The organism is Noviherbaspirillum album, from assembly GCF_035916955.1.
Classification (GTDB): domain Bacteria; phylum Pseudomonadota; class Gammaproteobacteria; order Burkholderiales; family Burkholderiaceae_D; genus Noviherbaspirillum; species Noviherbaspirillum album.
Genome location: NZ_JAWIIV010000015.1, coordinates 95,155 through 106,023, shown reverse-complemented (window position 1 = coordinate 106,023; position 10,869 = coordinate 95,155). Strand labels below are relative to the sequence as shown.

The following is a 10,869-nucleotide window of genomic DNA, read 5'->3' as shown; positions in this document are numbered from 1 at the left end:
GAAGCCGGAATTGCGGCTCAGCGGACGCCGTTTTCCTTGAGCCAGCCGGCCAGTTGTTCGAACGGCATCGGCCGCGCGAACAGATAGCCCTGTGCCAGGGGACAGCCGAGCGAGGACAGGATGGCGGCCTGGCGCTCGTCTTCCACGCCTTCCGCAACCACCGACATGCCGAGATTGCGGCCGAGCTGGATCACCATTTCAGCGATGCTGCTGCCGCGCGACGCGCTGGTGATTTCGGTGACGAAGATTCGGTCGATCTTTAGTCGGTCAGCCTGCAGCCGCTGCAGGTAACTGAGCGACGAGAAGCCGGTGCCGAAATCGTCGATCGCGATGCACACGCCGGTCTGCTTGATCTGCCCGAGGAGATCGATCAGCACGTCGGGGTCATCCATCGCGATGGATTCGGTGATCTCGAGTTCGATATGCGACGCCGGCGCACCCGTTTCGGCCAGCACGCCGGTTAGCATGTCGAGGAATCGGGGGTGGCGGAACTGCACCTGCGACACGTTGATCGACATGGTGAAGTCGGTGAAACCCAGCGCCTGCAGCCTGGTCAGCTCGCGGCAGGCTTCCCTCAGCACGCGCTCGCCGATCTTGATGATGAGCCCGGAAAATTCCGCGATTGGAATGAAGCGGTCGGGCGGAATGAAACTGCCATCCTTGGTCTTCCAGCGCAGCAATGCCTCGGCTCCCACCGGGCGGCGTGTCGCCAGGTCGATCTGCGGCTGGTAGACCACGAACATTTCCTGTTCGTCGATGGCGGTGCGCAAGGCGTGCATCATCCGCACCCGTTCCCGGATGTCGACGCCCATGCTGCGGGTGAAGTAGAAATGACCCGCGCGCTGCAGCAGCTTGGCGCGTTTTAGGGCGATATCGGCGTCCTTGAGCGCATCGGTGCCGCTGCCTTCATAGTCGTCGAGGCGAAGCAGGCCCGCCGTCGCGGAAAGCTGGACCTCCTGTCCGTCGATGGTGAACGGCCGGCTGAACAGTTCGAGAATGATGCAGGGATTGACCAGCGCCGCTTCGCCGAGCACGCCGAAGGTGTCGCCGCCGACGCGGCCGATGACCAGCTGCGTGCCAAGATGCTTTTTCAAGCGGGCTGCAACGCCCAGCAGGAGCAGGTCGCCGAACTGATGGCCCAGGGCGTCGTTGGTTTCCGAAAAGTGGTCGATATCGACCAGCGCCAGCGTGCAGTCGTGGCGGGCCTGGCTCCCCAGCGCCTGATCGACGAGCTCCTTGAGGCGCGTTCGGTTGGGCAGTTTGGTGAGCGGATCGTAGAACGCAAAGTTTTCCAGCCTGGTCATCAGCATGACGTTGTCGAGCCCGACCGCGATGTTGCGGCAGAAGACTTCCATCAGGCTTCGATCGATGTCGTCGAGCGACCTTCCCGCATCCAGTACCGCCACGAAATGGCGGCCGCCATTCCCTCCAAGGTAAAGCGCCACGCCGTCGGCATCGAAGATACTGCGATGTTCGCGGAGCGCAAACTGCAGCAGGCGCTCGAGGCGGGCATCCTGCCGATCGCCGAGCGCGGTGTCGGCGATCGGGGCGTAGCGGCCGGAGGCGGCGATGACGAACAGTTCCTGCTCCTGATCCGGGCCATGCGCCCGCATGCATACCAGGCCATTGTTGGGAATGTCGAATATCGCCGATGCATGATTGATAATGCCGTAGGCGAAGTTTTCAAGGCCATGCGCCAGCATCAGGTCGGTGCTGGCGCGGGCGATGCGGTCGAGCCGCCGCCGGCTTGCATTGATCGAGCGTATCTGCTCGTAGGAACGGATGGCGGTGGTGACCGTCGTGTAGAGCTTGATCCGCGTCAGGTCTGACTTGGTCTTGTAATCGTTGATGTCGAAATCGCGAATCGCATCCATTTCCGGCGCATAACCTGGCTGGCCGGTGCGAAGAATGATGCGAACTTCACTCAGTCCGAGTTCTTCCCTGATATGCCGTACCAGCTGGAGTCCCGAATCTTCCTGCTCCATCACCACATCGAGGAGGATCACGGCCAGGTCGGTCTGGGCAGCCAGGATCTCGCGCGCCTCCAACGCCGAATACGCATGCAGGAATTCAAGCGGGCGGCGCTGCATCTCCAGGTCGCCCAGGGCGAACAGGGTGGCCGTATGCACATCGGTATCGTCGTCGACGATCAATACGCGCCAGACCTCGCGCGCGGCCGGCTTCACTTCCGATTCGGGGGCGACCGGAGTTTCGGCCAAAAATACAAGTTCGTCATCGGCCGCATCCCGCCTGTTCATTTTTCTCTCCAGCAGTCCGTCCGGTTCATTCATGGTCATTCATGCATTGCTTTTCGGGCAAGTCTGACGCCTGAGAGCATTGAGCCTTGCAGTCATTGGCAAGATTAGTGACTTACAACCCTGCGGTGGATGTTGCACCATATTTACTTGACTTGCAATCCGGAAAGCAAGTGCGGATGGAAGTCGAATACTGGAATAAAAAAATTGTCCTGAAGAATGTAGCAAATTGGAGGCATTCCTTGCTCTTTCAGCAAGGCTGTCCATCGCCAAGCCGGTTTCGGGGCCTGCGGCTCCGGCCACGCGGCGCCACTGCTCAGCGAGACATTTCGGCCGGTCGGACCTGCCAATACGTTAAAATCACAACTTTCCCGACTCCCTGCATACCATCATGTCCGGCAATACCTTAGGCACACTCTTTACCGTTACCACTTTCGGCGAATCGCATGGGCCTGCCATCGGTTGCGTGGTCGACGGCTGCCCGCCCGGGATGGAGTTGTCGGAAGCGGACATCCAGCCGGAGCTTGACCGTCGCAGGCCGGGCACGTCCCGCCACGTCACCCAGCGCCAGGAGGCGGACCGGGTGGAAATCCTGTCGGGCGTCTTCGAAGGAAAGACCACCGGTACGCCGATCGCGCTTCTCATCCGCAACGAGGACCAGCGCAGCAAGGACTACGGCAATATCCTCGACACCTTCCGTCCTGGGCATGCCGACTACACCTACTGGCACAAATACGGCATTCGCGATCCCCGCGGCGGCGGACGTTCGTCGGCGCGCCTGACCGCGCCTGTCGTCGGCGCCGGCGCCATCGCCCGCAAATGGCTGGCGCAGGCGCATGGCATCGCGTTCAGGGGCTGCATGAGCCAGCTGGGCGAAATTGCCATCCCTTTCGAATCCTGGGAACATGTGCACGCCAACCCGTTCTTCGCGGCCAATGCCACGCTGATTCCGCGGCTGGAAGAGTACATGGACCAGCTGCGCAAGGATGGGGATTCCTGCGGCGCCCGTATCGATGTGGTCGCGCAGAACGTTCCCGTCGGCCTCGGCGAACCGCTGTTCGACAAGCTCGATGCGGACATCGCCTATGCGATGATGGGCATCAATGCGGTCAAGGGCGTGGAAATCGGCGCCGGCTTCAGGTCGGTATCGCAGAAGGGAACGGAACACGGCGACTCGCTGACGCCGCAAGGCTTCGCAACCAATAACGCCGGCGGAGTGCTGGGTGGTATCTCCACCGGCCAGGACATCACCGTGTCCATCGCCATCAAGCCCACCTCCAGCATACGCTCGCCCCGCGCCTCCATCGACAAGGCAGGCAATCCGATCAATGTCGAAACCTTCGGCCGCCACGATCCCTGCGTCGGCATCCGCGCCACGCCGATCGCCGAAGCCATGCTGGCGCTGGTGCTGATGGACCATGTGCTGCGTCACCGTGCGCAATGCGGCGACGTGCGTGTCGATACACCGGATATCGCGCCGCGGTCCAGGTAAGTGCCGGCCGCTTCCTGGTCCGGGCAACGCTTCAGTTTCGGGCTGTTCTTCTTTGCCTACTACGGCTATGTCGGCGTATTTTCGCCCTATGCCAGCCTGTACTTCGCCGACAAGGGCTTGAGCGCCACGCAGGTGGGCGTGCTGCTCTCGCTGATGCAGGCCATGCGGGTCGTCGGCCCCAATCTCTGGGGCTGGGTGGCGGACCGCCGCCGGCAGCGCGCGCTGGTGCTGCGGCTGACCGCATTCGCGGCGCTCGCCAGCTTCACCGGCATCTTCTTCGGCCAGACCTTCATGCATTTCTTCCTGGTCATGGCAGTGTTCACCCTGTTCGCGAGTGCGCAAAATCCCTTGTCGGAAGCACTGATCCTGGCTGAAATGCGCGGCGACTATTCACCCTACGGCCGCCTGCGGCTGTGGGGCTCGGTCGGATTCATCGCGAGCGTCGCGGCCGCCGGACCCCTGCTTGACCGCCATGGCGTCGATGCCATGCCATGGATCGCTTTCGCAATGCTGGTCCTGGTGTGCGCCAGCAGCCTGCGGATGCGCGAGACGGCGCACGACGACGGTGCCAGGCCGAAAGTGGCCTTGCCCGATCTGCTGCGGCGGCGCGAAGTCATCGCCTTCTTCGCTTCCACATTCCTGATGATTGCGGCGCATGCCTCGCTATATGTGTTTCTTTCCTTGTATCTTGCGCAAATCGGTTACAGCAACACGGTGATAGGCTTGATGTGGTCGGTAGGCGTGATCGCCGAGATCCTGTTCTTTTTCTATCAGGCACCGCTGTTCCGCCGTTTCGGCGTCAGGAATCTCATGCTGGCCAGCCTGGCGGTCGCGGCGGTGCGCTTCATGATGATCGGTTTCGGCGCGCAGTCGCTGGTCCTGCTGCTGGCCGCGCAGGTGATGCACGCGGTGACTTTCGGCATGCACCATTCGGCCTCGATCATTACCTTGCAGCGCTGGTTTTCGGGGCCGCTGCAGGCACGCGGGCAGGCGCTTTTCACCAGCATCTCCTACGGTTTGGGCGGGACCCTGGGCGGATTGATGCTGAGCGGTCTGTGGGATACTTTTGGCGCCCATGCAGTCTACCTGGCGGCAGCTTTGCTTTCCGTGGCGGGAGCGCTTGCCGCCGCCTTGTCATATCGATGGCAGAACGATGAGGAGAAACAATGAAATACAAGTCGATGCTCAAGCAGGCAGTGCTTGCCTCTTCCATGTTGGCCCTGACCGCCTGCGAAACCGTGCAGACAACCCAGGGCGGCGTGGTAGGCGTCAACCGCGAACAAAAAATGGCGGTTTCCGCCGACGCGCTCGAGCAGGCGGCGCGCGAACAGTATGCACAGTTGATTGCCGCCGAAGCACGCAAGGGCACGCTCAACACCAATCCGGCCCAGGTCGCGAGAATCAAGGCCATCGCCGCCCGGATCGTTCCTCAAACCAACGTGTTTCGTCCCGATGCCAGGTCATGGGCCTGGGAAGTGAATGTGCTGACTTCGCCGGAAGTCAATGCCTGGTGTATGCCTGGCGGCAAGATGGCTGTCTACAGCGGATTGATCGAGAAGCTGCAAGCGACCGATGACGAACTGGCGGCGGTGATGGGGCACGAAATTGCCCATGCCTTACGGGAACATGCGCGCGAACGCGCTTCCCAACAAATGGTTGCCAGCGGCGTGATTTCGGTCGGCAGCGCATTGCTGGGCCTGGGTCAGATCGGCCAGCAGGGCGCCCAATATGCCTACATGGGTCTGGTCGGCCTGCCGAACTCGCGCGCGCATGAGACCGAGGCCGACCGCCTCGGCATCGAGCTTGCGGCGCGTGCCGGGTATGATCCGCGCGCAGCGGTTACGCTGTGGCAAAAAATGGGGCAGCTCGGCGGCGGCGGGACTCCCAAGTTTCTCTCCACGCATCCTTCGCAGGCCGACAGGCTGAGTGACCTGACCGCCTATTCGCAACGGGTGATGCCGCTCTACGAGCAGGCAAGAAAGACCCGCTGACAGCAACACAACCCGGGGAGTGGAGACGATCCGGAGAAAAGCTCGCGGAGAGTCCGATTGCCAGAACTTCAATAAAACGCCCGCGGCGCGCGCCAGCGGGCGTTTTTCATTGGGCATCGGGGCTGCCTTCGTCGTTTGAGCTTGCTCAACTATGGCATAATCCAAGGCTATTTTCTCCGTTTTGCGCTGCTCTGCACGCTCTTGAACATGGTCCGAACGCTCTACGACAAACTCTGGGAATCGCACGTAGTCCACACCGAAGAGGACGGGACTGCCATTCTGTATATCGATCGTCACCTCGTGCACGAGGTCACCAGCCCGCAGGCTTTCGACGGCCTGAAGCTCGCGGGGCGCCAGCCCTGGCGCATTTCCGCCAACCTGGCGGTGGCCGACCACAACGTGCCGACGACCGACCGCGCCAACGGTATTGCCGACCCGGTATCGCGCCTGCAGGTCGAGACGCTCGACGCCAATGCGAAAAACTATGGCCTGACCTACTTCAGCATGGCCGACAAGCGCCAGGGCATCGTCCACGTGATCGGGCCGGAACAGGGCGCGACGCTGCCGGGCATGACCGTGGTGTGCGGCGATTCGCACACCTCCACGCATGGCGCATTCGGCTGCCTGGCGCATGGCATCGGCACCTCGGAAGTTGAACATGTGCTGGCAACCCAGACCCTGTTGGCTAAGAAGTCGAAAGCCATGCTGGTGCAGGTCGACGGCGCGCTGCCTGTCGGCGTGACCGCCAAGGATATCGTGCTGGCCGTGATCGGCAGGATTGGCACCGCGGGCGGCACCGGCTACGCGATCGAATTCGCCGGCTCCACCATCCGCTCGCTGTCGATGGAAGGCCGCATGACGATCTGCAACATGGCCATCGAAGCCGGCGCCCGCGCGGGCATGGTGGCGGTCGACGACACCACCATCAATTACGTCAAGGGCCGTCCGTTCTCGCCGGTTGGCCCGCATTGGGACCGCGCGGTGACCTACTGGCGCACGCTGCATTCGGATCCGGGCGCCAAGTTCGACATGGTGGTCACGCTCAATGCCGCCGAAATCAAGCCGCAGGTTACCTGGGGCACCTCTCCCGAAATGGTGGTGCCGATCGACGATCGCGTGCCCGATCCCGACAAGGAAAAGGATGCCGTCAAGCGCGACGCGATGGAAAAGGCGCTGGTCTACATGGGACTGACACCCAATACCGCGATTTCCGATATCCGCATCGACAAGGTGTTCATCGGCTCCTGCACCAACTCCCGCATCGAGGACTTGCGCGCCGCGGCCGCCGTCGTGCGCGGCAAGCATCGCGCATCCAACGTCAAGCTGGCGATGGTGGTGCCGGGTTCCGGCCTGGTGAAAGCCCAGGCCGAAGCCGAGGGACTCGACAAGATATTCAAGGATGCGGGCTTCGAATGGCGCGAGCCGGGCTGCTCGATGTGTCTGGCGATGAATGCCGACCGGCTTGAGCCGGGCGAGCGCTGCGCCTCAACCTCGAACCGCAACTTCGAAGGGCGCCAGGGGCAGGGCGGACGCACGCACCTGGTGTCGCCGGCCATGGCCGCCGCCGCCGGCGTGGAAGGCCATTTCGTCGACGTTCGCTCGATCCGCTGATCCGGGACCAAGGGAGAAAAACATGAAAACAATGTTTGCATTGCTGCTGTCCGCATTGGTATTGGTACTGGCCGGCTGCAACACCGTGCAGGGTGTCGGCAAGGACGTCCGGAAGGTCGGCGAAGTAGTCGAGAGCGCCGCGAAGAGATAAACGAAAACCGGCCGACGGCAAATCCCGCCTGCGATCAGCAGATCGGCGGCAGGGAAAGTCGCCGGAAGCCGACAGGTCAGAAATCATGGATAAATTTACCGTACATGAAGGTTTGGTCGCGCCGCTGGATCGCGCCAACGTCGATACCGATGCGATCATCCCGAAGCAGTTCCTGAAATCGATCAAGCGGTCCGGCTTCGGTCCCAATCTGTTCGATGAATGGCGCTATCTCGATCATGGCGAACCGGGCATGGACAACTCGAAGCGTCCGCTCAACCCGGACTTCGTGCTGAACCAACCCCAGTTCCAGGGTGCGTCCATCCTGCTGACGCGCAAGAATTTCGGCTGCGGATCGTCGCGCGAGCATGCGCCCTGGGCGCTGCAGCAGTACGGCTTCCGCGCCGTCATCGCGCCGAGCTTTGCCGATATCTTCTTCAATAACTGTTTCAAGAACGGCTTGCTGCCGCTGGTGCTGAGCGAGGCGCAGGTCGATCAGTTGTTCAATGAAGTCAAGGCCTTCCCCGGCTATCGCCTGGTGGTGGACCTGGAAGCGCAGGTGGTGCGCACCGTGAACGGCAGCGCCAGTTTTCCGTTCGAGGTAGACGGATTCCGCAAGTATTGCCTGCTCAACGGCCTGGACGACATCGGGCTCACGCTGCGCCAGGCGGACAAGATCCGCGCATTCGAGGAGCGTCACCTGGCCACCAATCCCTGGCTGGCCAACACGATCTAGTCATGTGCCGGTTCCAGCGGAAGGACCGCTAGCGCAACGGCCGGCCAGCAATGTGCAATGATCATAGGCCGGCGTGCCGTGTGCGCGGGATGATCGAATAATTAAGGCATCGAGAATAGAACAATGAAAATCGCAATCTTGCCGGGCGACGGCATCGGACCGGAAATCATCGAGCAGGCGGTTCGCGTGCTGAACGCGCTGGATGAAAAGTTTGAAATGGAAACCGCTCCCGTCGGCGGCGCGGGCTACGAGGCGCACGGCCATCCGCTGCCGGAGGCCACGCTGGCGCTGGCGAAAGCGGCCGACGCGGTGCTGTTCGGCGCGGTCGGCGATTGGAAATATGACAAGCTCGAGCGCGCGCTGCGTCCCGAGCAGGCTATTCTCGGCCTGCGCAAGAACCTCAATCTGTTCGCGAATCTGCGTCCGGCCATTCTTTATCCGGAACTGGCAGGCGCTTCGACCCTCAAACCCGAGGTCGTATCCGGGCTCGACATCCTGATCATTCGCGAACTGACCGGCGACATCTATTTTGGCCAGCCGCGCGGCGTGCGCACAGCGCCCGACGGCGCATTCAAGGGCGAGCGTGAAGGTTTCGACACCATGCGCTATGCCGAAACGGAAATCCGCCGCATTGCGCATGTCGCCTTCCAGGCGGCCCGCAAGCGCGGCAAGCGCCTCACCAGCGTCGACAAGGCCAACGTGCTCGAGACTTTCCAGTTCTGGAAAGACATCGTTACTGACGTGCACAGCGAGTACCAGGACGTGACGCTGGACCACATGTATGTCGACAACGCGGCGATGCAGCTGGTGCGCGCACCGAAGAAGTTCGACGTCATCGTCACCGGCAACATGTTCGGCGACATCCTGTCCGATGCGGCGGCGATGCTGACCGGATCGATCGGCATGCTGCCGTCGGCATCGCTGGATGCAAACAACAAGGGTTTGTACGAACCGTCGCACGGTTCGGCGCCCGACATCGCCGGCAAAGGCGTCGCCAATCCGCTGGCGACCATCCTGTCGGCCGCAATGATGCTGCGCTTCTCGCTGAACAGGGCGGAGCAGGCCGACCGCATCGAGAATGCGGTCAAGGCGGTGCTGGCGCAGGGCCTGCGCACGCCGGACATCTACGAAGAGGGCACGACCAAGGTCGGCACGAAGGAGATGGGCGATGCGGTCGTGCAGGCGCTAAGGTAACAAATTGATTTTTTTGATGGGCACTTGAGGGAGAAAATTGTGAAGTTAGTAGGCCTGGTGGGTTGGCGTGGTATGGTGGGCTCGGTCCTGATGCAGCGCATGCAGGAAGAGGGCGATTTCGCTCATATCGAGCCGGTATTCTTTTCGACATCCAACACCGGCGGCAAAGCCCCGGCGATGGCGAAGAACGAAACCACACTCAAAGATGCAAATAATATTGATGAGCTGAAAAAATGCGAAATCATTATTACCTGCCAGGGCGGTGACTACACGACCGAGATTTACCCCAAGCTGCGCGGCGCCGGCTGGAATGGCTTCTGGATTGATGCGGCCTCCACGCTGCGCATGAAGGATGACGCGATCATCGTTCTCGACCCGGTCAATCTCAACGTCATCAAGGATGCGCTCCAGCGCGGCGTCAAGAACTACATCGGCGGCAACTGCACGGTATCGTGCATGCTGATGGGCTTGGGCGGCCTGTTCCAGAACGACCTGGTCGAATGGATGACTTCCATGACCTACCAGGCCGCTTCCGGCGGCGGCGCGCAGCACATGCGCGAACTGCTGACCCAGTTCGGCTCGATCAATGCCGAAGTCAAGTCGCTGCTTGACGATCCCGCATCCGCCATTCTGGAAATCGACCGCAAGGTGCTCGCCAAGCAGCACTCGATGTCCGCGGAAGAAACCAAGCAGTTTGGCGTTCCGCTCGGCGGCAACCTGATCCCCTGGATCGACAAGGACCTGGGCAACGGCGTCTCCAAGGAAGAGTGGAAGGGCGGCGCGGAAACCAACAAGATCCTCGGTCGCGGCGAAGGTTTCGGCGTGTCCGCCAAATCGGCCATACCGGTCGACGGCCTGTGCGTCCGTATCGGCGCAATGCGCTGCCATTCGCAGGCACTGACGATCAAGCTCAAAAAGGATGTTCCGCTCGACGAGATCGAAAGCATCATCGCCGAAAACAACCAGTGGGCGAAAGTCGTGCCGAACACGCGCGAAGCGTCGATGAAGGACCTCACGCCTGCGGCCGTCACCGGCAGCCTCACGATACCGGTCGGCCGCCTGCGCAAGATGCAGATGGGCGGCGAGTATCTGTCCGCGTTTACCGTCGGTGACCAGCTCCTGTGGGGCGCCGCCGAACCGCTGCGCCGCATGCTGCGCATCGTGCTCGATAACTGATCGATCTGATCGATCACGATTGGTAACTAAACGCTGGGGCCTGTGGAATACCGGAATGCATTGCCGGTGTCCGCAGGCCCCAGTCTCGTTGTCAGTGAACAACAGCAATTGCCGACTATCGTATATAGACTGTCACCAATGGCGGTCGAACTTGGTACTTTGGTTACACTTGCGTGGCTAAGTCCATGATGATATGGTGAAAGTTCCACCGAACAATGTTAAATTGGTGCGGTAACCGTGACCACGCCAGCTCCGCAAACGGAATG

Annotated in this window: 9 protein-coding genes; 8 read left to right on the top strand and 1 reads right to left on the bottom strand. The window is 61.5% G+C overall.

All coding sequences use genetic code 11. The features are described 5' to 3' along the window. Window positions 1-17: 17 nt before the first annotated feature. Window positions 18-2,291, bottom strand: a complete 2,274-nt coding sequence (locus tag RY831_RS18045; protein WP_326507802.1) for a GGDEF/EAL domain-containing response regulator — start codon at window positions 2,289-2,291, stop codon at window positions 18-20. A 355-nt stretch (window positions 2,292-2,646) separates the two neighbouring features. Here RY831_RS18045 and aroC point away from each other — a divergent pair, with 355 nt between their 5' ends. The 8 genes from aroC to asd all read left to right on the top strand — a co-directional run bounded on the left by aroC (window position 2,647) and on the right by asd (window position 10,603). Next, on the top strand, window positions 2,647-3,747 hold the full coding sequence (gene aroC / locus RY831_RS18040) for a chorismate synthase (protein WP_326507770.1): 1,101 nt from the start codon (window positions 2,647-2,649) through the stop codon (window positions 3,745-3,747). Then, window positions 3,748-4,917 carry an MFS transporter gene (locus RY831_RS18035; protein ID WP_326507769.1) on the top strand — a complete coding sequence of 390 codons (1,170 nt, stop codon included), beginning with the start codon at window positions 3,748-3,750 and terminating at the stop codon, window positions 4,915-4,917. Further along, window positions 4,914-5,738 carry a M48 family metallopeptidase gene (locus RY831_RS18030; protein WP_326507768.1) on the top strand — a complete coding sequence of 275 codons (825 nt, stop codon included), beginning with the start codon at window positions 4,914-4,916 and terminating at the stop codon, window positions 5,736-5,738. Before RY831_RS18035 ends, RY831_RS18030 begins: the two co-directional genes overlap by 4 nt. A 207-nt stretch (window positions 5,739-5,945) precedes the next feature. After that, on the top strand, window positions 5,946-7,349 hold the full coding sequence (gene leuC, locus RY831_RS18025) for a 3-isopropylmalate dehydratase large subunit (protein WP_326507801.1): 1,404 nt from the start codon (window positions 5,946-5,948) through the stop codon (window positions 7,347-7,349). Window positions 7,350-7,371: 22 nt separating this feature from the next. Beyond that, window positions 7,372-7,500 (top strand): entericidin A/B family lipoprotein, encoded by a 129-nt coding sequence (locus tag RY831_RS18020; protein WP_326507767.1) that lies wholly within the window; start codon window positions 7,372-7,374, stop codon window positions 7,498-7,500. Window positions 7,501-7,585: 85 nt separating this feature from the next. Beyond that, complete coding sequence (leuD, locus tag RY831_RS18015; protein WP_326507766.1) at window positions 7,586-8,233, top strand: 3-isopropylmalate dehydratase small subunit; 648 nt, start codon at window positions 7,586-7,588, stop codon at window positions 8,231-8,233. A gap of 123 nt (window positions 8,234-8,356) precedes the next feature. After that, the gene (leuB, locus tag RY831_RS18010) at window positions 8,357-9,427 is read left to right on the top strand and encodes a 3-isopropylmalate dehydrogenase (protein WP_326507765.1); all 1,071 of its coding nucleotides are present in this window, start codon (window positions 8,357-8,359) and stop codon (window positions 9,425-9,427) included. Window positions 9,428-9,466: 39 nt separating this feature from the next. After that, the gene (gene asd, locus RY831_RS18005; RefSeq protein ID WP_326507764.1) at window positions 9,467-10,603 is read left to right on the top strand and encodes an aspartate-semialdehyde dehydrogenase; all 1,137 of its coding nucleotides are present in this window, start codon (window positions 9,467-9,469) and stop codon (window positions 10,601-10,603) included. Window positions 10,604-10,869: the final 266 nt, after the last annotated feature.